29 protein-coding genes are annotated in these 22,814 nt (G+C 60.9%); 8 read left to right on the top strand and 21 right to left on the bottom strand.

The features are described 5' to 3' along the window. Nucleotides 1–95 precede the first annotated feature (95 nt). The gene (locus NKH04_RS28005; protein ID WP_352541739.1) at nt 96–566 is read left to right on the top strand and encodes a group I truncated hemoglobin; all 471 of its coding nucleotides are present in this window, start codon (nt 96–98) and stop codon (nt 564–566) included. A gap of 91 nt (nt 567–657) precedes the next feature. Here NKH04_RS28005 and NKH04_RS28000 read toward each other — a convergent pair whose 3' ends face one another. Then, the gene (locus NKH04_RS28000) at nt 658–1,251 is read right to left on the bottom strand and encodes an SOS response-associated peptidase (RefSeq protein WP_352618957.1); all 594 of its coding nucleotides are present in this window, start codon (nt 1,249–1,251) and stop codon (nt 658–660) included. 84 nt (nt 1,252–1,335) lie between these two features. Beyond that, a complete protein-coding gene (locus NKH04_RS27995; protein ID WP_031211977.1) occupies nt 1,336–1,593 on the bottom strand; it encodes a hypothetical protein in 258 nt (85 codons plus the stop codon). 364 nt (nt 1,594–1,957) lie between these two features. On the opposite strand from NKH04_RS27995, the gene NKH04_RS27990 reads away from it, so the two are divergent. After that, nucleotides 1,958–2,917: a hypothetical protein gene (locus tag NKH04_RS27990; RefSeq protein WP_353045299.1), complete on the top strand. Its 960-nt coding sequence runs from the start codon at nt 1,958–1,960 to the stop codon at nt 2,915–2,917. Here the strand turns inward: NKH04_RS27990 and NKH04_RS27985 are convergent. The 3 genes from NKH04_RS27985 to NKH04_RS27975 all read right to left on the bottom strand — a co-directional run bounded on the left by NKH04_RS27985 (nt 2,910) and on the right by NKH04_RS27975 (nt 5,847). Continuing rightward, nucleotides 2,910–3,110, bottom strand: a complete 201-nt coding sequence (locus NKH04_RS27985) for a CsbD family protein (RefSeq protein ID WP_352541863.1) — start codon at nt 3,108–3,110, stop codon at nt 2,910–2,912. The two genes, NKH04_RS27990 and NKH04_RS27985, sit on opposite strands and share 8 nt — an antisense overlap. Nucleotides 3,111–3,296: 186 nt before the next feature. Continuing rightward, entirely contained in the window at nt 3,297–4,343 is a 1,047-nt protein-coding gene (locus NKH04_RS27980; protein WP_352819562.1) for an NAD(P)-dependent alcohol dehydrogenase, read from the bottom strand. Between the two features lie 664 nt (nt 4,344–5,007). Beyond that, on the bottom strand, nt 5,008–5,847 hold the full coding sequence (locus NKH04_RS27975) for a hypothetical protein (protein ID WP_353045298.1): 840 nt from the start codon (nt 5,845–5,847) through the stop codon (nt 5,008–5,010). 554 nt (nt 5,848–6,401) lie between these two features. On the opposite strand from NKH04_RS27975, the gene NKH04_RS27970 reads away from it, so the two are divergent. From NKH04_RS27970 to fghA, 3 genes are all read left to right on the top strand, one after another. After that, nucleotides 6,402–6,668, top strand: coding sequence for an AbrB/MazE/SpoVT family DNA-binding domain-containing protein (locus NKH04_RS27970; protein ID WP_352503269.1), 267 nt, complete (start codon nt 6,402–6,404; stop codon nt 6,666–6,668). Then, on the top strand, nt 6,665–7,048 hold the full coding sequence (locus NKH04_RS27965) for a PIN domain-containing protein (protein WP_352541865.1): 384 nt from the start codon (nt 6,665–6,667) through the stop codon (nt 7,046–7,048). The genes NKH04_RS27970 and NKH04_RS27965 overlap by 4 nt, the downstream gene beginning before the upstream one ends. Nucleotides 7,049–7,261: 213 nt before the next feature. Beyond that, nucleotides 7,262–8,113, top strand: coding sequence for an S-formylglutathione hydrolase (gene fghA, locus NKH04_RS27960; protein ID WP_352541866.1), 852 nt, complete (start codon nt 7,262–7,264; stop codon nt 8,111–8,113). 21 nt (nt 8,114–8,134) lie between these two features. Here fghA and pqqE read toward each other — a convergent pair whose 3' ends face one another. From pqqE to NKH04_RS27920, 8 genes are all read right to left on the bottom strand, one after another. Then, the gene (gene pqqE / locus NKH04_RS27955; RefSeq protein ID WP_352541867.1) at nt 8,135–9,256 is read right to left on the bottom strand and encodes a pyrroloquinoline quinone biosynthesis protein PqqE; all 1,122 of its coding nucleotides are present in this window, start codon (nt 9,254–9,256) and stop codon (nt 8,135–8,137) included. After that, the gene (gene pqqD, locus NKH04_RS27950) at nt 9,253–9,549 is read right to left on the bottom strand and encodes a pyrroloquinoline quinone biosynthesis peptide chaperone PqqD (protein WP_352541868.1); all 297 of its coding nucleotides are present in this window, start codon (nt 9,547–9,549) and stop codon (nt 9,253–9,255) included. Before pqqD ends, pqqE begins: the two co-directional genes overlap by 4 nt. After that, nucleotides 9,546–10,304, bottom strand: coding sequence for a pyrroloquinoline-quinone synthase PqqC (gene pqqC, locus NKH04_RS27945; protein WP_352541869.1), 759 nt, complete (start codon nt 10,302–10,304; stop codon nt 9,546–9,548). The genes pqqD and pqqC overlap by 4 nt, the downstream gene beginning before the upstream one ends. Further along, complete coding sequence (gene pqqB, locus NKH04_RS27940; RefSeq protein ID WP_352541870.1) at nt 10,301–11,239, bottom strand: pyrroloquinoline quinone biosynthesis protein PqqB; 939 nt, start codon at nt 11,237–11,239, stop codon at nt 10,301–10,303. Before pqqB ends, pqqC begins: the two co-directional genes overlap by 4 nt. Before the next feature lie 153 nt (nt 11,240–11,392). Beyond that, complete coding sequence (locus NKH04_RS27935) at nt 11,393–11,488, bottom strand: pyrroloquinoline quinone precursor peptide PqqA (protein WP_101918690.1); 96 nt, start codon at nt 11,486–11,488, stop codon at nt 11,393–11,395. A 216-nt stretch (nt 11,489–11,704) separates the two neighbouring features. After that, entirely contained in the window at nt 11,705–12,568 is an 864-nt protein-coding gene (locus tag NKH04_RS27930; RefSeq protein WP_352450664.1) for a substrate-binding domain-containing protein, read from the bottom strand. A gap of 1 nt (nt 12,569) precedes the next feature. Further along, nucleotides 12,570–13,094, bottom strand: coding sequence for a c-type cytochrome, methanol metabolism-related (locus NKH04_RS27925; RefSeq protein WP_352541871.1), 525 nt, complete (start codon nt 13,092–13,094; stop codon nt 12,570–12,572). A gap of 155 nt (nt 13,095–13,249) precedes the next feature. Next, nucleotides 13,250–15,151 carry a methanol/ethanol family PQQ-dependent dehydrogenase gene (locus NKH04_RS27920; RefSeq protein ID WP_352541872.1) on the bottom strand — a complete coding sequence of 634 codons (1,902 nt, stop codon included), beginning with the start codon at nt 15,149–15,151 and terminating at the stop codon, nt 13,250–13,252. A 54-nt stretch (nt 15,152–15,205) separates the two neighbouring features. Between NKH04_RS27920 and NKH04_RS27915 the strand changes: the two genes are divergently transcribed. Further along, nucleotides 15,206–15,445, top strand: a complete 240-nt coding sequence (locus NKH04_RS27915) for a hypothetical protein (RefSeq protein WP_353045297.1) — start codon at nt 15,206–15,208, stop codon at nt 15,443–15,445. A 376-nt stretch (nt 15,446–15,821) separates the two neighbouring features. Beyond that, a complete protein-coding gene (locus NKH04_RS27910; RefSeq protein WP_352541873.1) occupies nt 15,822–16,175 on the top strand; it encodes a hypothetical protein in 354 nt (117 codons plus the stop codon). 103 nt (nt 16,176–16,278) lie between these two features. On the opposite strand, the gene NKH04_RS27905 is transcribed toward NKH04_RS27910, so the two are convergent. The 4 genes from NKH04_RS27905 to NKH04_RS27890 are packed head-to-tail and all read right to left on the bottom strand — an operon-like array spanning nt 16,279 to nt 19,021. Further along, nucleotides 16,279–17,019, bottom strand: coding sequence for an ABC transporter ATP-binding protein (locus NKH04_RS27905; protein ID WP_352541910.1), 741 nt, complete (start codon nt 17,017–17,019; stop codon nt 16,279–16,281). Beyond that, on the bottom strand, nt 16,988–17,785 hold the full coding sequence (locus tag NKH04_RS27900) for an ABC transporter permease (RefSeq protein ID WP_352541874.1): 798 nt from the start codon (nt 17,783–17,785) through the stop codon (nt 16,988–16,990). Before NKH04_RS27900 ends, NKH04_RS27905 begins: the two co-directional genes overlap by 32 nt. Beyond that, the gene (locus tag NKH04_RS27895; protein ID WP_352541875.1) at nt 17,782–18,768 is read right to left on the bottom strand and encodes an ABC transporter substrate-binding protein; all 987 of its coding nucleotides are present in this window, start codon (nt 18,766–18,768) and stop codon (nt 17,782–17,784) included. The genes NKH04_RS27900 and NKH04_RS27895 overlap by 4 nt, the downstream gene beginning before the upstream one ends. Before the next feature lie 43 nt (nt 18,769–18,811). Beyond that, nucleotides 18,812–19,021, bottom strand: coding sequence for a hypothetical protein (locus NKH04_RS27890; protein ID WP_023678830.1), 210 nt, complete (start codon nt 19,019–19,021; stop codon nt 18,812–18,814). A 364-nt stretch (nt 19,022–19,385) separates the two neighbouring features. Between NKH04_RS27890 and NKH04_RS27885 the strand changes: the two genes are divergently transcribed. Continuing rightward, a complete protein-coding gene (locus NKH04_RS27885; RefSeq protein ID WP_352541876.1) occupies nt 19,386–19,766 on the top strand; it encodes a c-type cytochrome in 381 nt (126 codons plus the stop codon). A 59-nt stretch (nt 19,767–19,825) separates the two neighbouring features. Here the strand turns inward: NKH04_RS27885 and gph are convergent, their stop codons facing one another. The 4 genes from gph to cbbX form a co-directional block, all read right to left on the bottom strand. Continuing rightward, nucleotides 19,826–20,527: a phosphoglycolate phosphatase gene (gph, locus tag NKH04_RS27880; protein ID WP_352541877.1), complete on the bottom strand. Its 702-nt coding sequence runs from the start codon at nt 20,525–20,527 to the stop codon at nt 19,826–19,828. Then, nucleotides 20,524–21,081 (bottom strand): thioredoxin family protein, encoded by a 558-nt coding sequence (locus NKH04_RS27875; protein WP_352541878.1) that lies wholly within the window; start codon nt 21,079–21,081, stop codon nt 20,524–20,526. Before NKH04_RS27875 ends, gph begins: the two co-directional genes overlap by 4 nt. Nucleotides 21,082–21,121: 40 nt before the next feature. Then, entirely contained in the window at nt 21,122–21,808 is a 687-nt protein-coding gene (gene rpe / locus NKH04_RS27870; protein ID WP_352541879.1) for a ribulose-phosphate 3-epimerase, read from the bottom strand. Nucleotides 21,809–21,870: 62 nt separating this feature from the next. Next, complete coding sequence (gene cbbX / locus NKH04_RS27865) at nt 21,871–22,809, bottom strand: CbbX protein (RefSeq protein WP_352819551.1); 939 nt, start codon at nt 22,807–22,809, stop codon at nt 21,871–21,873. Nucleotides 22,810–22,814: the final 5 nt, after the last annotated feature.

Below are 22,814 nucleotides of genomic sequence, written 5' to 3'. Positions count from 1 at the left end.
AACCTCGAAGGGAACCAGGGATGAAAATTTCGACTTCTCTGACAAGACGAAGTGTTGTCGCCGCGCTGGCGCTGACCGCCGCATCGACGTCGGTATTGCCTGCCGACAAGGCGCTCGCGCAGACGAAGAAAACCACATCCGAGAAAAGTCTGTATGAGCGGCTGGGCGGCGTGTTTGCCATCGCAGCGGTGATCGATCACTTCAGCGACGCCGTCGTAAGGAACCCGATCGTAGGCCAAAAGTCCAAGAATCCGCAGCTGCGCAAATGGCACACCAAGAACCTTGAAAGGTTGCCCGGCCTCAAGTTCATGCGCACGCTGTGGGTCTGCGACGTTTCTGGCGGGCCCTTCAAGTTCGTCGCCACCAAGCCCGGCACGACGCCGCTCGGCCTCGAGGAGGCGCATCGCGACCTGCGGATTTCCCCCGCGGAATTCGATGAGGTCGCAGCCGAACTCGGGCGGACCTTGGATCATTTCAAGATTCCGAAGCCTGAGAAAACCGAAGTCCTGGAAGCTTTCGCCGCCCACAAGGACGAGGTCACCGCCGGCTACGTCAAGCGGGGCTGAAGCGCTTATATCGCGCGGGCATTCGTTCTGAGCATGGCGCGCGTCGCCGTGAGGCGCGGCCGCAGCTCAGCGCGCAATTTTCCGATGGTTCCTACTCCGAACCTGCCCGAGCTGTCTCCACTCTGAGCGACCCTACCGGCAACGGCCGCAGGAGTTCAGCCTCGGACCTCGTGAGATGGATCCAGGCCGCCCAGTCCGATGGCCGCAGCACAACCACTTGCCGGTTGTGATATGGCGCCACGTCCGGCCCTGGCTCGCTCGTCAGCATCGTGAACGTCGGCGGCTTGTTGCCGACACCCTCGCGCCACAGCCCGGCAATCGCCATGAACGAATGGCCATTCAGCGTGAACCTGTGCTTGGTTTTTGGATATTTCGTTCCCGTGAATTCGAAGAATGCCGACGCCGGAACGAGACAGCGCTTGCTGTTGCTGAACTGCCGGCCCTCCGAGCGAAAGTTGAATACAGGTCCGCCTTTTGGCCCGGCCGGGGGAAAGCCGAATGTCATCGACGCCAGTTCGATTGCGTCGCCGGCGGCGCGCATTACAGGTGCGGGGTCGTTGATGTGGATGTCATCCGCCTGCGGCAGATCCAGTTCGGTTTGATGGCTGGGGATTTTGAGCGCCAGCGATTCCATCATCCGGCAGTATTCGGCCCAAGCGATGTGCTGCTCGTAGTCATTGCACATGGAATGGCTCCGCACGCTCGATCGAGATCAGTTCAATATAGCGTTTATCGGTGGGCGCCGATTGCTGGCGGATTTGATATAAGCCTATTTGGGCCGGCGTGCGGCAGCGATGGCCTGCAACAGATTGATGCTGTTCACGTCGGGTTCGCTGGATGCGGCAACGGCAAGTGCGGCGGCTTCGGCTATTTTCGCGACGTCGTCGCTGCTGATCGTTCCACGCTTTTCCAGCAGATTTACGAGTTCGACAACGAGAAGAAAGGCGTTCACACCATATCGTTCGGCTCTGAGCTCGAACTCGCCTCGAGCCAATTTCTCCGCGTCTCCTTCAGCCCGTTTGTCCACGTTGGCGTCCTCTCCTATGGCTACACGCTATTAACGCTTAGCACGAATGGTTTAATCCTTCGAACTGGCCACAACCTTCGCCAGTTGCCCGGCATAGTGTCGCCGGTGGCAGGGGCATGGGTTCAGCCAAGGATGAGACCAACCAACAGAACGGTAATAATAAAGGACAACACGACGGCAAGTAGCCCGCATGCTTCCAAAGTGTTGGTTTGCCAAGCTTTCGTCGGGCGCCTCCGGTTTGAATTGCCGTTTCGCGAAACAAACTTCATCGGGCACCAGATCGGACGCGGAGCCGGCTTGAACTTGGCAAAGCGCTCCTCTTCATCGGCCCGGAAGGCATCTCCGCGAAACTCCGGAGCACCGTATGCGCGGCGCCGGCCTGCCTTTCATCGATGCGGGCCATCACCAGTACGACACCTTCTGCGATCTTCGGCTTGCGCGGCTTCTGGGCAGAATTGGCGAAAGTTCCGAGAAGCACGCCGGCAAAGCCGCCCCACGCCGCACCGACCAGGGCCATGCCGGTCATCCCCGCGGGATCAACGTCTTGAACTCCAAAAGCGCTGAAGCCGGCCAACAGACCAGCCGTCGCGCCAAGTGCGGCACCAGCAATCGCACCCCGCCAGAGAGCGCTCATCTCATCGTCGTAATATCCAGCAACGCTGATCGGTTCATCATTGTCGTTGTAAGATCCGACCACGCTGATTTGCCGGCGACGAATCCCGGCAGCCTGAAGCTTGGCCACGGCACGTGCTGCCTGGGCATGGGAATTGAACAGTCTGCTGATTGTTTGCATTACGCCCAGGCCCGACGCCCGTTCGGAGCGTCGGGCCTCTCCTCCCTGGCTTTGAACTCTTCTGCCCGGACGCATCTTCGTCGCGCCAAAGCTCACCACAACGTGAACCAGCCGGCTACGTTCCTCAGCCGGGGCTTCGGTCCAATCCTTGAGTATCTTGCTTGGGACCTAAGTCTGACCTGCTTGAATGCAACGGGCAGTGAGGCCACGCCGAGAGGGAGCCGTTGCCGAATCGAAGAGGTCGAGGAGAGGGCTAAGGCCTATCGCAGACCCAAAAAGCTCAAAATGGCGATTACGATCACGATGGCGCCGACCAGCCAGATAATGTTGTTCACGATTGCACTCCTTGCATCTGGGCTGGGCGCACGCCGGGGCGAAGCCCGCCACGCAAGTGGAACATTAGATGCGGCTAAAGGTTCCTCGCGGGCCTCGCTGTCGAAAGAGCCACCGCACCAGTCGGCACGGCGGGCGACGCAGAGTTTTACCCCGGTGGTGGCGCAGCAGACGGCGTTGCGCCCAAGGCTCAGCTGATGCTTCGGGACCAGTCATCTACCTGGCGCTCTGCCTCTTCCTTGGCGATGCCATATCGCTCCTGGATACGTCCCAAAAGCCGGTCCCGGTTGCCCTCGATGCGATCAAGATCGTCGTCGGTGAGGTCACCCCACTGCTCCTTCGCCTTGCCTTTGAACTGCGTCCATTTTCCCTTGATTTGATCCCAGTTCATGTGTTCCTCCTTGCTTGCGCGCCAGCTCGCGTTGTTGAAAGCCACCTTTCAGGAGAAACCGCTCAGGCGATAGGCTCGGTTGATGCCAACAAAAACTGGGTTGCCAATGCCCTTGCTACAAGCCCGGAAGGCTACGCAACGCATCGAGGAGATCAGGAGGACAGCCCGGGGGCTTTGGAACTCGCCTTAATCCGGCAAAAGGATCTGAAGCTTTACGTCCGCGGGCCGGGCTTCGACTGCGCGGTTGAAGGCGTTGATGGAATCTTCGAAGGGGAAGGTCGCCGAAATGAGTGGCTTTAGGTCGACCCGGCCCGACCCCATCAGCGCGATTGCCCGCTCATATTGGTGGGCATATCGGAATACCGTTTCGATGCGAACTTCCTTGGTCGAGGCGGTGGCGACATCGAATGCGATCGGCGCCACCGGCAGGCCGACCACCACTACCGCGCCACCGGGCCGCGGCAGATCGAGCAGGGTCTCCCATGCCTTGGACGAGCCCGAGCATTCAAACACCACGTCGGCGCCCCAGCCATCGGTCAGGCGCTTTACCTCCGCCGCCAGGTTCCTGTCGCGGACGTTGATCGGGATCACGCCTTGATAGCCGCCGGCGATGTCGAGCTTGGGTTGGGCGAGATCTGCAACAACGGCGCGGGCGCAGCCGCCGGCGAGCGCCGCGATCGCCACCATCGTGCCGATTGGCCCTGCGCCAATCACCACCGCCGTGTCGCCCGGCGCGATCTTTGCTTTGGCAGCCGCCTGCATGCCGACAGCGAAGGGCTCCACCATGGCGCCTTCGGCGAAGCTGACATTGTCGGGCAGTTTGAAAGTGTAGTTGGCGGGGTGGACGACATAGGGCGTCAGCACGCCGTGGATCGGCGGCGTTGCCCAGAACCTGACCGCTGGATCGATGTTGTAGAGGCCGAGCCGGCTCGCCCGCGAATTGGGATCGGGGATACCCGGCTCCATGCAGACGCGGTCGCCGACCTTCAGATGCTCGACGCCTTCCCCCGTTTCGGAGACGGTGCCGGCGGCTTCATGGCCCAAGACCATCGGCGCTTCGACCACGAATGGGCCGATGCGGCCATGCGTATAGTAGTGCACGTCGGAGCCGCAAATGCCCACCGTATGGATCTTGATGCGAACTTCGCCCGGGCCGACGGTCTGTGGCAGATCGATGTCACGCAGCTTGAGTTCGTGCTGGCGTTCGAGGACAAGGGCGCGCACGTTCGACATCGACGTAGTCTCCTCTAAAGTTTATTGTAGGGGCCTTCGTGACCTTACTTGCACTCGGCGCGTTCATCATAGCCGCTCGTTCACGGCTTCAAAATCCAGCTCGGAAAACAGGGGTATTGCCTGATTCCGACTATCCGTACCAACTTCCCGGCCAAAGGACTTTGAAGGCCGGCCATGCCGCTGCCGAATGCCCTCGGCGGAGTTCGCCCCGAGACTCCCCACTCCCCACTCCCCAGCCTCCAAGCCAGCAGGCCGGCATCGGTCAGTCATCAACAGGAGTCCAGCAGGTGCGCGATACCCGACGCTACATGCCATGGAACGCTTGCCCAATCCGCTTCTGGTCGATGCGGCCCACCAGGTGAAATGTCCGCCATCGTTTTTTTTGGCGCCAGAAGTTCCCGGTTCGCTTCCGGCCCATAATGCTGCCCGGGCGGCAATGCGCTTCATTAACGTCATTCTCCATCCGAAGCGCTCAGGCCGGAAGCTGCGGTGCGTAAGACGCCGGGTCATTGCCCGCCGCGGATAAGTTTGCAGCTGGACGATATTGGCCAGCCGGGCGATCCCAGCATTTGGCATTGCTTCGGCGAGTCAATACTGAGCCTGCGCTTACGCGCCATCCTTCTCGACAAGACCAACGGCTGGACCCGATCGAGTGCAGACGGGTTCAGTTGGTGCTGGTTGTGGCGGTGAACCCGCACTGCTTCTGTTCCATATCGATCTGCTTCGTGATGCGGATGGCGTTCTGTGCGTAGGCCTCCGTCACGGAGCCACTATTCACAGTCTTGTCCTTCAGCGGGCTCACGCCTGCGCAGAGGTGGAAAACATGCGGCTCGCTGGACTTCGCGGCTCCGTTTTCGGGCGCGATCCAGTAGACGACATCCTGACCGGCGGGGTGGCTCGCGTCCCGCGTCGCCGCCGCCACGGCGGCGGTGTCCGTTGCAATCGCCTGCGCCTGAGCGGCGACATCGGGCGAACAGGCCTTGGTGGGCTGCCCCGACTTGATCTGGGCTGCGCATGCGTTCATATCCTGGGTGTACTGTTCGACCGACGGGGGTTTGAAACTGATCCCCATGACCGTCGCGAGCACGGCCAGCGCGGCGCCGACGCCGCCGGCAACCTTCTTGGTCCGCGGATCCATGTTCTTGTCAGTGAGGATCAGGAAAACCAGCGGGAGGAAGGCAATCAGTGTGATGATTGCGCCGAGCTGGTTTTGGAAGAAGAACCTACCCGCGTCGGATGCACGAGCCGGATCGTGCCTGTTGGCCGCCTTCCATAGCAAGTTGCCGGCGATTGCGAAAATCGCGATGCCGACCAGAAGGCCGATGACCAGCGGCAGGTGTCCCTGGTCGAACTTGTTCTGGCGAAGCAGCATAATTCCGTAGATCTCGCCGCCAATGGCGACGACCCACGAGAGTGCGGCGAAAAGGCGAAGACGCGTGGCGGAGGACTTCTGGCCCTGCGTCGCTTGCCAATCCTTGGTAACGTCTGGCTTGTTGTCGGTCATTGACCAGATCCCCTGATATCGACACTTCTGCGGGCGGCGTTAGACCAGAAGGCCAACCCGCCCTGCGCAGCGTCATTGAACGAGCGTCACCTGCCTTAGCGACACGGCAAAAATGTGAGCGCCACGGCAGGCCTCATCTCCATTCATGATTCATATTGCGCATGAGTGAATCCGTCCATACCCACGCAGGCAGACGCCTATGCGGCGATGGCTTCGTTCTTGTTAATCTCTGGTTAATCTCTGGCTCGAACTTGACGCTGCCTTGCCTCGCTTCCCGGCGGCGGTCGCCCCATTCCCGACACCAGCCGAAGCGAAGTGACGAACCATTGAACGAGACAGTTCTAACGAGACAAATATTGCGGCAAGATCGACGCGGATAGCGGCCGTGGTGTTGGCTTGCATGCTGACCTCCAGGTGATGTTGGCGACTTCGCTCTGGCAGAGCGCTGGTCGCGATTCAGTCGCCGCATGGACGCCAAGCTTGGCCCCGACCATCTGCATTGATAATAATGCAGATTTGCATTGTCTTATCGCGATAAACAGGAAACGTTTAATATGACAACGTTGACAGTGACGACAAGGGGGCAGGTGACGTTCCGCAAGGACGTGCTGCAACATCTGGGCATCAAGCCGGGCGAGAAGATCGAGCTTGATCTGCTGCCCGACGGTCGGGCGGAATTGAGGGCTGCACGGGCGAAGGGGTCGTTCCGGGACCTCCACGGCTTCCTCAGAGGCAAGACGAACGGCCGGGTGCTCAGCATCGAGGAGATCAACGAGGCGATGGCGGAAGCGGGCGCTGTGGCCGGGTCCGGCGAGGAATGAGGGTTACGGCCGACACGAATGTGCTGCTGCGCGCCTATGTCGCCGATGATGAGGGGCAGGCGGCCATTGCTGTCGACCTGCTGGCCAAAGCGGACATCGTGGCCGTGAGCGTGAAGGCCTTGTGCGAGTTCCCAGGGTTCTGGCCCGGCAGTACCAGACAGAGCGCGAAAATTTGCCGCGGCGATCCGGGCGTTGCTGAACACCGCGAATGGTTGTCGTCAACCGGCCGGCAGTTTCTGCGGGGCAAAAGTCGATCAGTGGGTTGCGAAACCGCCGCTGACCAGGTTTGGCAAGTACTGGACGTCAAGCCGCATTTGCGCAGGGCTCGGCGTCCCGGAAGCATCGCCGATGCCTGCGCAGTGACTGCGTCCTTGTTATAGCCAGCATCGCCAACAATCGCCCAGCCTGGCCCGTATGGCGCTGCGCCAGCGAGCGGCCTCTCGCGCCTTGCTGCGCCAAGACGGTCGGCGAAGGCAGGCCATCCCGGCTCCGATCAAGAGCCCCGCGCGCCAGCCGGGCCACCAAGGTTGCCGCGATCACCCTTGATGTCGTAGAGCCTACGGTCGGCGGTTAAAATTGGTGGAGAAGGATATATGCCAGAGCACCTGAAACTCGTCTCGACTGCCAAGTCGCATGGCGGCGCCCAGCATGTTTACTCGCATCTCTCCACGAACTGCTCGTGCGAAATGACGTTTGCCATTTTCGTGCCTCCGCAGGCACGGGAAAGCCGTTGTCCCGTGGTCTGGTACCTCTCCGGGCTCACCTGCACCCATGCAAATGTGATGGAAAAAGGTGAATACAGACGTATTGCCGCCGAACTTGGCGTGATCGTTGTCTGTCCCGACACCAGCCCGCGTGGTGCCGACATTCCGGATGAAAAGGACAATTGGCAGTTCGGCAGCGGCGCCGGTTTCTACCTTGACGCGACGCAAGAGCCGTATGCCAAGAACTATCGCATGTATTCCTATATCGTCGAGGAGCTGCCAGCCGTGATCGGGCGCGAATTTCCCGCCGATATGGCGCGCCAGTCGATCTTCGGCCATTCGATGGGCGGGCATGGCGCGCTGACGATCGCACTGAACAATCCCGGGCGTTTCAGAAGTTGCTCGGCCTTTGCGCCGATCGTGCAGCCAAGCACAGCCGGCTGGTCGAAGCCGGCTTTCGAAAAATATCTCGGCCTGGATGAGGCCTCGTGGCGGCGCTACGATGCAACTTCGCTCATCGAGGATGGGCACCGTTTCCCGGAATTCCTGGTCGATCAGGGAACGTCAGACGGTTTCCTCCAGGAGGGCCTCAGGCCTTGGCTGCTCGAAGACGCCTGCTCCAAGGCAGGCATTCCGTTGAAATTGCGGATGCAGGACGAATACGATCACTCCTATTTTTTCATTTCGACATTCATGCATGACCATATGACGTGGCATGCCCAACGGCTTTCACGAGGGTAGGCCGTAGGAATTGGTCGGCAGTCAGGCGGGCTCGGTGACGACGCCGATGCGCCGGTAGACGAATGGTTCGTCCTTCGAAGGAACCGTCGCAGCGCGCTGGGCCTCGTCGATCAGCATTGCCATGCGCGCATGGATCGGCGATTTCGCGCAAGCCGGGTCCGTCGCGGCGGCATCGCCGGCGATTGCCATCGCCTGGCAGCGACAGCCGCCCCAGTCGATCTCGCGCCGCTCACAGTTGCGGCAGGGCTCCTGCATCCAGTCCGTGCCTCGAAAGGCATTAAATGCCGGGGAATCGGTCCAGATCGCGGCCAGGCTGCGTGATCCAAAACGCTCGAAGCCGAGCGACGGTATGGTCTGGGCGGCATGGCATGGCAGTACGGTGCCGTCCGGCGTCACCATGAAGGCGTCGCGCGCCCAGCCGCCCATGCACGGCTTGGGATAGACGGCGAAATAATCCGGCGTGACGAAATCTATGTTCATGATGCCGGTGAGCCGTTCGCGCGCCGCCGCGACGATCTCCGCCTGGCGGTCGACGGCCGCACGCTCGGGCATCAGTTGATCGCGATTGGTCAGCGCCCAGCCGGCGTACTGCACGTTGGCGATCTCGAGACGCTCCGCACCCAGCGAAAGGGCCAGATCGATGAATTCCGGTACCTCCTCGATATTGTGGCGATGGATCGGCGCGTTGATGGTAAGCGGCAAGCCGGCCGCGCGAGCGCGGCGTGCCGTCTCCAGCTTCTTTTCGTGGCTGCCCCTGTGATTGCCGATGCGCTCGGTGGTCGCCGGCCGTGCGCCTTGAAAGCTCAGTTGCAGATGGTCGAGCCCGGCTTCGGCAAATGCCTCGATGCGGCCATCCGCAATGCCGACCCCGGCGGTGATCAGGTTGGTGTAGACGCCGCGCGCCGAAAGCCCGGCGATCAATTGCTCGAGATCGCGACGCAGCGTCGGTTCACCGCCGGACAGATGCACCTGGAGAACGCCAAGGTCGGCCGCCTGCGAGAACAAGTCGAGCCAGCTCTGCGTGTCGAGTTCGCGATTGGCCCTCAGCAATTCGAGCGGATTGGAGCAATAGGGGCATTGCAGCGGGCAGCGATGCGTCAGTTCCGCCAGCATGCCGATCGGGGGGAGAGGGGGCTCGCTCATAGCTTCACCAGCAGCTTGTCCGACCATTCCTGCAGGAAGGCGACGACATCGGCCGCCACAGCCTCCCGTTCGGCATCATAATCTGCGGCAAGGCCGGCAATGATGTCACCGACCGTGGACCGTCCGTCGCAGCGGCGCAATATGTCGAGGCTGATGTCGTTTGGCCAGAACACCTTTTCGGGCGAAAGCACGGCGAACGCCTGGCGCACGGGGTCATGCTGTATGCGCACGTGCTTCGGCAGCGATGGAACCGACTGCAGCGACACCATGGCTCTTTCGCGCAGTGCCATCATTGGGCTGCCTCGGGACGGAAGGCGCCGGGCGGGATATTGCCCGGCTCGCCATAGGCGTGTTGAAGCGCGTCGAGCATGGCCCAGAGTATATCGCATTTGAACACCAGTGCATCGATCGCCTGCTGCTGGCGTTCCGCCGCGTCGGCATGTTCGAGCACATAGGCGAGGGCGAAGTCGGCGTCGCGCGAGGCCTGTTCGGGGCGTCGGGTGAAATAGGCCAGCGTGTCCTCGGTGATATAATCGTATTTGGCCAGCATCGCGGGTACCCGCTCGCCGATGATGAGCGGCGAGAACATCTCGGTCAGCGACGACGCGACCGCCTCCAGCAGGGTCCGGCTCGTGCAAAAGGAGAGGTAAGCGCCAACCGCAAAACGTGTCGCCGGCAGGGCCAGCCTCTCGCTCTTCACCGCGTCGGTATCGAGACCGAGCGAGGTCGCCAGGTGCAACCAGCGCGCAATACCGCCGCTCCAGCCGTCCTCGCCGTCATGATCCTCGATGCGTTTGCGCCAGGCGGCGCGAAACGCCGGATCCTCGGCATGCGCGAGGATCATGGCGTCCTTGCGCGGAATGACCGCCTGATAGCAATAGCGGTTCAGCGCCCAGGCCTGCATCTCGGTCCTCGACAGCGCACCGCTGGTCATCCTGTGATGGAAAGGATGGCGGTTGTGATAGCGCTCGGCACCGACCTGCCGCAGCACTGCTTCGAGCTCGCTTGAGGACAGGCCGTTGCTGGCCGCGTCGTGGAAATCACTCAAAGTTCTATCTCCATCCCGTCGCAGGCCACTTCCCAGCCAGCCGCTTCGACGGCTGCATGCTCGGCAGAATTCTCGTCCAGAACAGGATTGGTGTTGTTGATGTGGACGAAGACACGGCGGCCGATCCTCACATCGGCCAAGCCGGCGATCGACCCCGCGTCTCCCGACATTGCCAGATGCCCCATGCGTGCACCGGTCTTTTGGCCGACGCCGGCAGCAAACATCTCGTCGTCGGTGAAGACCGTGCCGTCGAACAGAAGGCATGCGGCATCGGCTAGCCGCGTGCGCAGGGTCGCATCGATGCGGGCGCAGCCGGGGATGTAGAAGACGGAGCCGCGACTGCCGGCACCGGCGATACGGACGCCGATCGTGTCGCCGGCATCGGAGCTGAAATTGGCATCCGGCTGGCCTCTTTCTTCGAGATAGAGGGCTATCTTCCCGGGCACGGGAAAGCTCTCGACAGCCACCCCGGTGTCGTGGCCGTCTGCGTCGCAGATCGACAGTTCTTGCGCCGGCGGCAAGATGCGTCGCGGCACGAGCGCCGGATCGAGGACATTGAAAATCGAATTCTCCTCCAGCGTCGCCAGAACCTGTGTCGTTGCATAGATAGCGAAAGGCTGCCGCTCACGCAGGCTGAGCAGGCCGGCGACATGATCGACATCGGCATTGGTCAGCACTACCGCGCGAATAGGCGTCGAGCGCAGCGGCGCATCGTGCGCGGGCTGCAATTCAGGCGTTGCCGCGATCTGCTGGCGAATGTCGGGCGAGGCGTTGAACAGAACCCAGCCGAGGCCATCCGCCGACGCGGCGACACTCGATTGGGTTCGTGAATGCACACCAGCTACCCCGGTGCGAGCCGCACGGCTCAGACGATAATTGCAGTTCCATTGCGGAAAGCCGCCGCCGGCCGCCGATCCGATGATTCTCAAGCGCATGAAAACGCCCGCCCCGCGGCTTCTCTGACCAGCAGCCAATTTGCAGCCGCAAAAAACGGCCCGCCCGCTTTGCGCGCCTCAAACTCTTTCACGAAAATCCCATACGGCAAGGGGATGCGTGCCCCTGTTGCCAGGGACACGCACCTCTGCGGCCTACTTCTTGGGAGTAATTTCAGCAGGCAGATAGCGCGAAATTTCAAAGCCCGCAGCAACCTGGCACATGGTCGGTTTTGTCCAGCTCTTCTTCATAACATTTCTCCTCTTCTACCAGCCCGAAGGGGCCGATCCGGTGGTTAGCCAACCATTGCAGGGCACCGAAGCAATGGCTCGTCCATCACGTTCTCAAAATGGACAAATGAACACAAGGTTTTGAAAGACCGAAAAACAAAAAAGTATCGAAAGTAGCTGTAGTCTTCTCTTCAATTGTTCATCGCGTAGGTTTTTCCTCCTCCTGACCCATCCCAACTATTGCGTAATCGGATTGTCGTGCTCGTCGATCAGCGGCACATTGTAACCCAGCAGGAGCTTGGTGATCTCCGCCTGGTTTTCCCTGATCACCCGGTTTAGCGTCCGTTTCCATTCCTGGTCGGACGGACGTACACCCATGGTAATGCGGTAGGACATGCGCGAGCCGGTTTTTTCCTTCAACAGCGGAACAATGGTGACATCGGCTCCGAGTTCCCTGGCATAGTAGCCCGCCATCGGCCCCCACAGGACCGCCGCGTCGATCTTGCCGGCGAGCATGTCCTTAATCATGACCTCCCCCATGGAAGGCGTGACGCGCGTATCCACCGCCAGCGGGTAGATCTTGGCGGTCCGCAGAAGCTTGTTGGCGGCCATGTTGGCGGTTGGCGGCGTGCTTTCGACGACGCCGATTCTCTTGCCGGAAAGTTTCGGGTCTTCGATCGTCTCGATGCCTTCCATGCCGTTGCCTTTGGGGTATACGAGCACATAGGCGGAGCGGTAGTAGGCGTTGGTGTTCTGCACCAGTTCATCGCCTTGGGCGTAGCCCATGATGATGTCGCATCGATTGGCCCCCAGCGTATTGCGCACAAAGCCGGTGACAGTGGGAAACCACGTGTAAGCGACTGATTTTCGCCCCGTCTTCTTGGCAACCAGTTCAGCCAGCTTGTTTTCGAAGCCTTGGCCGTTCTTGTCGGTAAAGGGCATGTTCGAGGGATCTGCGCAGACGCGCAGAATGTCGGGATCGACCAGTTCGCCCGCAGCGCCAAGCCCGGCATTTTGCGCCAGAACATTCGACGGCAGCAAGGCGAGCGCGCCGAGGATCGGCAGAACGACACGCAGCTTCGATGCAGTGCAGCCGGTCATATCATCCACCCATGCAGGATGCTTCGGCATCCTTGGCTGCCTGAGCCTTGTTTTCGTGCTTCGGCGGCCTGCCGCGGGGTGCCGCGCCATCGGCGCGCGCGCGCAGATAGACGTAGAGATCGTCCAGGTAACAATAGACGTTCTTGTTGTCGCCAAAGGCGGGCATGACGTTTTCCTTGCCGCCGCCGACATTCTTGCGGCCCTCGGCGACGATCGACAGGAACGTGGCGTAATCCATGGTCTTCAGGCTATTAGCCAGGGCAGGCGCATAGCTCGAACCTGTGGCGTCCTGTCCGTGACAGACATGGCAATCTGAGTGATACCGGCGGTACCCGCTGAAGGTGTACCAATCGACGGTTCCGTTTTCGATCTTGTAGGTCGGATTTCCGTCCGCATCTAAATATTTGCCTCCTTCTTGCTTCACCGCCTTGGCTTTCTCCATGCTGTCTTCGGCCCGTGCCAGACTTGAGCTGGCCAGAGGCAGCAGGACCAGGGCGAGAGCGGAAACTGCAATGCGAACGATCATTCAGGCTCTTCCTTCGTTTGCCAGAAACCCTGGCTGCCGTCGTGCAGCGGCATTGATCGGAGTTGGGTGCGCGGCGCAATCGAGAGCCCGGTTCCCGGCTTCGGGGTGACCCGGGCTCTCGTTTTCGAACCTAGCCGTAAGGCTCTTCCCGGTTATCAGTCCGGGAGGCCGAAGACGGTGAGCTGGCCGCCCAGCGTCGTATAGTCGGCAAGTGCCGCATAACCGCCGACGGCACCCAGACCGGCGGTTCCAACGACCGCGGCCTGATCGCCCTGCGCACGGCCCTGATCAACGGCGCCATGCCAGGCGGCGGCGTTGTCGGGCGAAAGCAGCCCACCTGCCAGACCGATACCGGCCCATCCACCGACGCCGGACAGAACGGCGACGTACTGCTTGCCGTCATGCTCGTAGGTCGTGATGTTGCCGATGATGCCGGACGGGGTCTTGAACTTGTAGAGTTCCTTGCCGTCCTTATCGACCGCCTTGATGTAGCCTTCGAGGGTACCGTAGAAGACGACGTCGCCATCTGTCGCCAATGCGCCCGACCACACCGAGAACTGCTCGGGCTTCGACCAGACGATCTCACCCTTGGCTGCATCCCAGGCAATGAAGTTGCCCATGTTACCGTCACCGCCGGGCGCCGCATACATCGACACGGTGGCGCCCACATAGGGCTGACCGGCGGTGTAGCTCACTTTGTAAGGCTCATAGTCCATGCAGACATGGTTGGTCGGCACGTAGAACAACCCGGTCTTCGGCGAGTAGGCGGCCGGCTGCTGGTCCTTGGTTCCAAGCGCGGCCGGGCAGATACCGGTCGAGTTGTTGTCTTCGCCGTTCTGCTGGGTCGAATACTTGGCCACGACCTGCGGGCGGCCATACTGGTCGCTCTTGGGATCCATGTTGACTTCCGTCGCCCAGTTCACTGCCGGATCGTATTTTTTGGCGACGAGAAGTTCGCCGCTGGCTCGATCCATTGTGTAGGCAAAGCCGTTGCGGTCGAAATGCACCAGCACGTCGTGCTTGGCGCCGTTGACCTCCATGCCATCGACGAGAATCATCTCGTTGATGCCGTCATAGTCCCACTCATCATGCGGGGTCATTTGGTAGAGCCATTTGGCAACACCGGTATCCGCATCGCGAGCCATGATTGTCATGGACCAGCGATTGTCACCGGGGCGCTGGACCGGGTTCCACGTCGAGGGATTGCCGGTGCCGTAATAGACCAGGTTCAGCTTGGGATCATAGGAATACCATCCCCATGTCGTGCCGCCGCCTGTCTTCCACTGTTCGCCTTCCCAGGTGTTCGTGCCGGAATCCTTTCCGACAGGCTTGCCGAGATGGGTGGTCTTCTCGGGATCGAGAAGGGTGTCTGCGTCAGGACCTTCCGAATAGGCTTTCCAGGCGAGCTTGCCGTCTTTCAGATTGTAGGCGGCCAGCCAGCCGCGAACACCGAATTCAGCACCGGAGACGCCCACGAGCACCTTGTCCTTGATGACTACGGGTGCCGACGTGCCGGATTCGCCCTTTCCGCCGTCGGTCTGGTCTCCGTTCTTGACAGACCAGACGACCTTGCCGGTCTTGGCATCGAGCGCGACGACGGTGGTGTCGGCCTGGTTGAGAATGATCTTGCCGTCGCCATAGGCAACACCGCGATTGACCGTATCGCAGCACATGATCGGAATGACGTTCGTGTCCTGCTTGGGCTCGTATTTCCACAGGATCTTGCCGTCATTCTTGAGGTCCAGAGCATAGACGTTGTTTGGGAAAGGCGTGTGGACATACATCACGTCGCCGATGACCAGCGGCCCGCCTTCGTGACCGCGCAGCACGCCGGTGGAAAAGCTCCATTTGACCTGCAGGTTCTTCACATTGTCGGCAGTGATCTGGTTGAGTTTGGAATAGCGGGTGTTGGCGTAGTCACCCGTCTGCATCGCCCAGTTCTTCGCATCCGATGCGAGCTTTGCAAGGTCTTCATTGGCCGAAGCCGTATAGGCAGCGCCGAGCGATAAAAACGCCGCGGTCGTCAGAATGTAAGTAGTTTTCGCAAGTACACGCATCCAAAATCCTCCCGGGTTCGCAGTGAAGAATCGACCGTCAAGCCCCACAAGGGCTTGCCCAAGCAATTCATGTTGGGAAGTTATTTTCCGGCAGCTGTCACGACCTACCCCGAAGCAGAGGGCACCGTTACCGCCCGCCCCCCTTGGTCTTCGAAAGACTGCCGCCGCTCCCTGATGACGGTGGCGCTCTTGAAGCCGGAAACAGGAAAAAGCTATGTCATCGTAAAAGGCCAGGCAAGCAAAAACCTACAATGGGTCGCTGCGCTGCAATATCGATATGGTGCGATGCAATAATTAGAAACAATTAAAATAAGCGCCGCGTGAAAAACTAATAAGAGGATGACCGCCAGCCGCGAGATATATAGCAAACATATTGTTCGCGTATTCTCGAGGTGATACACATTTGACTTTATTTCGATATATTCTGCGGGGCACTTACGAGTAAGTATGCGGGCGTCTCGCTCGTTGCCGATAGTGAGCGAAGCATGAAATGAACGCATGAAGGAGGGTGCGCAGCGGGTCATGAAGCGGGCTCTTGTCGGTCCATAGGGCATTCCTCCTTTGGTCCTATACGCAGGCCATGGGAGCTTGACTGGCTTTGCGGCACGTCGCCAATTGGAGCGATGACCCCGTCTGGATGCATGGTGTCCAGGCCAACTGGAGGTTCCTCATGATAAGGTCTGTTGGATCTCTCACCTTGCCGGCGGCCTTTGCGGCGACGCTGGCTTTTGCGAACTTGGCCAACGCCGCGGGAGACTACCCGACGGCAACGATTGCCGACTACGTGCTCGGCTGCATGCAAACAAATGGCCAGACACGTCAGGCGCTTGAAAGCTGTTCCTGCTCGATCGATGTCATCGCCTCGATCCTTCCTTACGATCACTATGAGAGGGCGGAGACCTTCAAAAGCATGTCGCTGACGACAGGGGAGGCGGCAGGGTTGTTTCGCGAAAGCGCGCCAGCGAAGGCGGCGCGCACGGAACTGAAACGCGCGCAGGCCGAAGCCGACGTACGTTGCTTTTAGTCAGGCGGAACAGGCACGCGTGGCCGTGCGCCTCACAGTCCCGCCGTTTCTATGGCCATTGGCTGCGAAATACCTTGCAATCCGCATTCGAGCCGTAAGGCGATCAGGCCACACCCGGAAATTTTTGCTGGAACGACTGCAAAAGGTCGCTGATCACCTGTGGATTGCGATGCTGCCGCGGCACTCTTACGTCGAACATGCCGAGCACGTGGGCTGGGCGCTGCGCAAGCACGATGATGCGGTCCGACAGCATCAGCGCCTCGCGCAGATTGTGCGTGACCATCAAGGCGGTCGTAGGCCGCGCCGACCAGACGGTCAAAAGCAATTGCCGAAGCCGCTCGGCGGTCTGTTCGTCGAGGGAGGCAAAGGGTTCGTCCAGGAAAAGCACCGCCGGTTCGGTGGCGAAAGCCCTGGCAAGCGCTGCCCTGCGCGCAAGGCCGAGCGAAAGCTCCGCCGGATAGAGCGAGCGCACGCCGGCGAGGCCGAGAGTGTCAAACAGCTCGTCGAGACTCTTCGCTCTTAGGCTTTTCGGCAGCGCCAGCCTGACATTCTGCTCCACCGTCCGCCACGGCAGCAAAGTCGGCTCCTGGAACACGGCGGCGATGCGGTTCGAGCCGCCTTGCGGCAGTTGGAAAGAGCCGGAAAAGTCTTTGTCCAGTCCAAGCAGGATGCGCAACGTCGTGGTCTTGCCGCAGCCCGACGGCCCAAGCAGACAAGCGAATTCGCCCTGCCGGACCTCGAAGGACAGACCCTGAAGCGCCGTGATCGACACGCCTTGCGCGGACCTGAAGGTCTTTTCGGCGATGTCGACCCTAAGCGGGACGGCGGCGCCAACGGGTTGCATGTCGTTCAATGGGCTGCACCAGGAGAAGTTCGATGACAAGCATCACCGCCACGAAAGCCAGCGTGTACGCAAGAATGGCGGCGACGTCGAAGAGCTGGAAATAGAGATAGATCTGGAAACCGACGCCATTGGAGCGGCCGAGCAGTTCGACCACCAGGACGATCTTCCATATGAGGGCGATGCCGGACCGCGAGGCCGCGGCAAAATAGGGCTGCAGTTGCGGCAGCAGGACATGGCGGACGCGCTCGAGTGGGGCGAAGCGGTAGACGGCGGCCATTTCGGCATAACGCGGATCAAACGCCCTGGCGCCTTCGCGCATCGTCACCACGACATTCGGGATCTTGTTCACGGCAACTGCGCCAATCGCCGCCGCCTCGTTGAGGCCGAACCAGATATAGGCGAGCACGATGACCACCAGCGCGGGAATGTTGAGAAACAGGACCACCCATGGACTGAAGAACCGGTCCGCACCGCGGTGGCTGCCGAGGATGACGCCGATGACCGAGCCGATAATCATTGCGACGACGTACGCCGCAGCAACCCGTCCGAGCGTCGCGCCAAGGTGATAAAAAAGGTCGCCGCTCGCCGCTTCCCTGAGCAGCACCTGCCAGACCTGCCCTGGTGAGGGGAAAGCTCGGCTTTGCCACAGATTGGCCGCGAGGCTCCACAGCAGGCAAAGTCCCAGCAGGGAAACCGCTACCGTCAGCACCGGTGTCAGCGCCGTCGCAAAGCCGGATGGACGCGACTTGTCTTCCGTTGCGGTCATTTCGCGAGTTCCGGCCAGAACGTGCCGGGCGCCATCTCGGGCGCCCTGCCAACCAGCTTCTCGCCGCCTATCGCGGCCAGCACGTGATAGAGTTTGCCCGCATCGGCCGCTTCTTCGGCGACCGGCCGTCTGGGGATGCCCTGGCGATAGCGGTCGCGCAGCTTTTCCAGCTCCTTGCCTTCTGCGCGAATGAGCGGCGCCAGGCGCAGCCATTCATCATCGGATTTGGCCAGCAAGTCCTTGGCCTGCTTGGATGCCTTCAAAAACCCCCGGGCGGCATCCGGATCGTCGCTCGCCCATTGGTCGTGGAAGACGTAGCCGAGTGCCGACACGGGGCCCGAGGCACCAAGCGCTTTCGTCGCGTCATCCGCACCGATCAACCGGCGAAAGCCATTGGCCTCGAGCCGGGCGCAGAAATGCCAAAAATTGAGCACGGCATCGAGTTCGCCCTGCATCGCCTTTTCAGAAATCAGCGGCGGCGCGCCAAAGACGACGTCACAGGCTGTCGGCAGGTCGAGGCCGTGCTCGCGTCTGGCCAGCGCCTGGACCAGTAGCCAGCTCTTGTCGAGCGGGCCGCCGGCGACACCGATTTTCTTTCCCTTGAGGTCGGCGAGCGTCCGGATAGGCGATTCCTCCTTCACCATGATTGCCCCCACGGCGGTCGAATAAGGGGCCAATGTAAGGTCGCCGCCCTCGGAGCGCTGGCGCGAGACCCACAGCCAGTCGGTCACGATCATGTCGATCGCGCCGGCCAGCAGCGCGACGTTGGTCGCATCCTCCCCGGCGAAGTAGACAATTTCCAGATCGATCCTGTTGGTCTCGTCGAGCTTGTGGCGTTTCAGCGTATCGAGTTCCCAGCTCACGGTGCCGAACTTCAGGACACCAATTCGGACCTTAGCGGCCGCAAAGACAGCAACCGGCCTTGAGGCGAGGATGGCCCCCAGAGCCGCCAAGCGCAGCGTCGTACGCCGCGAAATCATCATGGCGTCTCCTCTTTCAGGGCCATCGACGAACCAGGAATGTCGATCAAATCGCTCGTTCCTTGCTCGGAACGGCACATTTCCAGCGCACGACCTTGAGACTCGGATGTTCCTGAGACCATTTTGCGATCTCGGCGGGCGCCAGGAACATGCATTGGAACAGAGAGCCGCGGCTCTCGAAATAGAGATGTTCATCTCGGCAATTGCCCGGATTGGCGCTAAGGCACACCGTTAATATGAGATCGACCATGTCCATTTGGCACTTATCGTCGCCTGCGCGGCGAACTCTCCAGAGTTCGTGCTTTGGAGTTGCGCGGATTCCTGAAGGTGCCCAAACAGCAAACCGGTTGGAGTGAGGCTACGCGTTCGGCCAACAGGCGTCAATGATGTGGACCGCGTGTCGCTACACACTTCCCTTCGCGCAGTCGGGAAACGAAACAGGACCTTTGTACGATTGACTTCCTTCATCGGCAGTCTAGCTTTTCGAGGCGTGCAGGTGCTGCCAGTCCGGGGAGGAAGGACGAATGGTTCGCTCTCCCGCTTTAAAACGAATGCCGGCGATCAAGGCATCGACACGCGTAAAGTGTCCCGGGCACTCACACGATCAATGAGGAAATGCCATGCGCGCAGTCGCTTTTTTCGCCGCCGTGTCCGTCGCCACCTTTGTCACTGCCCAGTCTCAGGCACAGGATGCCGCGGCGGGTGAGAAGGTCTTCGCCAAATGCAAGGTCTGCCACGTCGCAGACAAGGACCAGAACAAGGTCGGCCCGTCCTTGAACGGCGTTATCGGCCGAACGGCCGGGACGCATCCGGGGTTCAGCTATTCCAAGGCCATGACCGAGGCCGGCAAGTCCGGTGTCAAATGGGATGAGGCCACGCTGACGACCTACCTTCGCGATCCCAGGGCGATGGTCAAAGGAACCAAGATGGCGTTTGTCGGCCTCAAGAAGGACGAGGACATCGCCAACGTCATTGCTTATCTGAAACAATTCTCAAAATAACGCGGTACTGCCGGCCGTCGGACTGCGCTCGGCCGGCGTTGGCTGGGCTGCGCTTGGGGTCATGCAGCGTCTTGCAGCCTCTGCATCGCGGACGGCAGATCGAACAGGCTGTCGCAAACGAGGTCGGCGCCAAGCTCTTCAACGGGAATTTGGCTGTATCCGCCACGCAGCAGAATGACGGCCATGCCGGCGGCGCGGGCGGCGGCCACGTCGGCGCTGCTGTCTCCGACCATCAGCGTGTCACGAGGTTCGACCTGAAGCAGGTCGAGCGCCAGCAACAGCGCGTCTGGCGCCGGTTTCAAGTATGTCACCGCGTCTCCGCCGACGATCGCGCCGAGATATTCCGTCAGCCGAAAATGCAGCAGTATTTCCCGCGCCGCCAGCTGCGGCTTGTTGGTCACCACGGCCATGGCTATTCCGCTCAAATGCAAGTGCGTGAGAACCTCCCTGACGCCAGGCATCAGCCCCGTGCGGCCGGTCAGATGCCTGCGATAGATCGGCGCCATGACGCGGTTGGCCTCATCGAGCGCGCTGCCGAGGAGCGGCGTGCCGGAAGCCGCGAAGGCTCGTTCGACCAGTTTCCTGATGCCGCCGCCGATCATGGCCTTGACCTGATCCAGCCGCAGCGGCGGCAGATCGTGGCCGGCCAGCAATTCGTTGACGGCGGCCGCTATATCAGGCGCCGAATCGACCAGTGTGCCGTCGAGGTCGAACAGGATCGCCTTGGGCGAGCGAAACGGCCTGACTGCGCCGACGTTCATGCAGCATCCTTCCACTTGATCGAACAGCCGATCGAAGCGATCTGGTCAAGCGGTCCGTCGCCGGTTCGGGCAACCTGCTTCATCGCCTCGAACAGGTCGCGCCTCAGCCTGGGCGATTCGGCGTCGCGTCGCGACGCGTCCAGCCGGCCGCGGTATTGCAGCGTCAACTCGCTGTTGAGCCCGAAGAAATCCGGGGTGCAAACGGCTCCGTAGGCACGCGCCACCGTCTGGTGCTCGTCATGGAGATAGGGGAAAGTGAGGCCGTTCGTCCTGGCAAAGAGCTTCATGTTGTCGAAGGAATCATCTGGATAGGCGTCGCTATCATTGGAGTTGATCGCGACAAAGCCGATGCCTTCGGCCTTGAGGCCATTGGCGTCGCGCACCATGCGTGAAATCACCGCCTTCACATAGGGGCAGTGGTTGCAGATGAAGGCCACCACCAGCCCGTTCGGGCCGGCGTGGCTTAAGATCGAATGCGATGTGCCGTCGACGCCTGGCAAAACGGCGTCGATGGCTCGCCAGCCGAAATCGCAGACAGGTGGGATTGCCGCCAAGTTTTCCTCCGATGAAATGTTTGCCCTCCGATGAAAGGGTTTACGCCGCTTTCCGGATCGCCCCGTCGGCCGCCTGCCTGATGGCGCCGATATTGGCGCGATAAGCCGCCTCGGTGCCGCCCTTAAAGATGGCCGAGCCGGCGACCAGCACATTGGCGCCGGCCGCGGTGACCAGCGGAGCGGTTTCGGGCGTGACGCCGCCGTCGATCTCTATGTCGATCGGACGATGGCCGACCAGCGCCTTGACCCGCCTGACCTTGTCGACGACCGCCGCGATGAAGGCCTGGCCGCCGAAGCCCGGATTGACCGTCATCAGAAGCACCAGATCGAGCCGGTCAAGTACATATTCGATGACGCTTTCCGGCGTTGACGGGTTCAGCGACACGCCGGCCTTCTTGCCGAGATTCCTGATTGCCTGCAGCGAACGGTCGAGATGCGGTCCGGCCTCGGCATGCACCGTAATGATGTCGCAGCCGGCATCGGCGAAGGCGCCGAGATAGGCGTCGGCCGGCGCGATCATCAGGTGGCAGTCGAAGACCTTGTCCGTTCGATTACGGATCGCCTTGACCACCGGCGGACCGAAGGTGATGTTGGGCACGAAATGGCCATCCATCACATCGAGATGGATCCAATCGGCACCCGCCCGGACGACCGCTTCGACCTCGTCGCCGAGCCGCGAGAAGTCCGCGGAAAGCACCGAGGGCGCGATGATTGTCTTGCTATCCATGGTCGTCGGCTCCCATTCTGTCGTCCGTTTCCGGTCGCTGCACACCAATCGCCGTCATCTTGTCAGCGCGCCTTCGTCTCCGGTTCGCCTTCGAGCTTACCTTCCGCGAACACGCGGCTGCCGCGAATATCGGATTCCTCGATGGTGATAAGATCGATTTTCGTCAACGCCCGGTCGCGCGATGCGAAAAGCCGGCCGGCCTGGCGAAGCCGCGCCCGGTCGAGGCTATTGCGAACGGAGCGGGCGTTGGAGAAATGCGGCAGCCGCATGCGGATCGGGAGATACTCTTCGAGCGCCTTGGCCGCCGCTTCGCTGAGACGGTAATTCTGTTCCGCCAGCATGATCTCGGCGATTGATTTGAGTTCGCTGACGCCGTAGTCCGGAAAATCGAGGTGATTGGCGATGCGCGAGCGCATGCCGGGATTGCTGTCGAAGAAGCGGTCCATCTTGTCCTTGTAGCCGGCAAGAATCACAACCAGATCGTCACGGTTGTTTTCCATGCATTGCAGCAGGATTTCGATCGATTCCTGGCCGTAGTCGCGTTCGTTCTCGGGCTTGTAGAGATAGTAGGCCTCGTCGATGAAAAGCACCCCGCCCATGGCGCGCTTGATCACTTCGCGGGTTTTGGGCGCGGTGTGGCCCACATACTGGCCGACGAGATCGTCGCGCGTCACCGCGACCATGTGGCCTTCGCGGACATAGCCGAGACGATGCAGGATTTCGGCCATTCTGAGCGCCACGGTGGTCTTTCCGGTACCGGGATTCCCCGTAAAGTTCATGTGCAGCGTCGGCGCGCCCGAGGTCAGCCCGAACTTGCGGCGAAGCCGGTCGACCAGAAGCAGCGCCGCGATCTCGCGGATGCGGGTCTTGACGGGCTTCAGGCCGACGAGTTCGCGGTCGAGCCTGTCCATCACCTCCTCGATGTTGGACGCCTCGAACTCGGCCTGTAGATCAACCGATTCGCCCTGCGCGGCAGCGCTCTTAGCTATCGCGTCCAGCATGGTTC

The organism is Mesorhizobium sp. M1365 (assembly GCF_040317865.1).
Taxonomy (GTDB): domain Bacteria; phylum Pseudomonadota; class Alphaproteobacteria; order Rhizobiales; family Rhizobiaceae; genus Mesorhizobium.
This window is presented reverse-complemented; position numbering and strand designations above follow the sequence as displayed.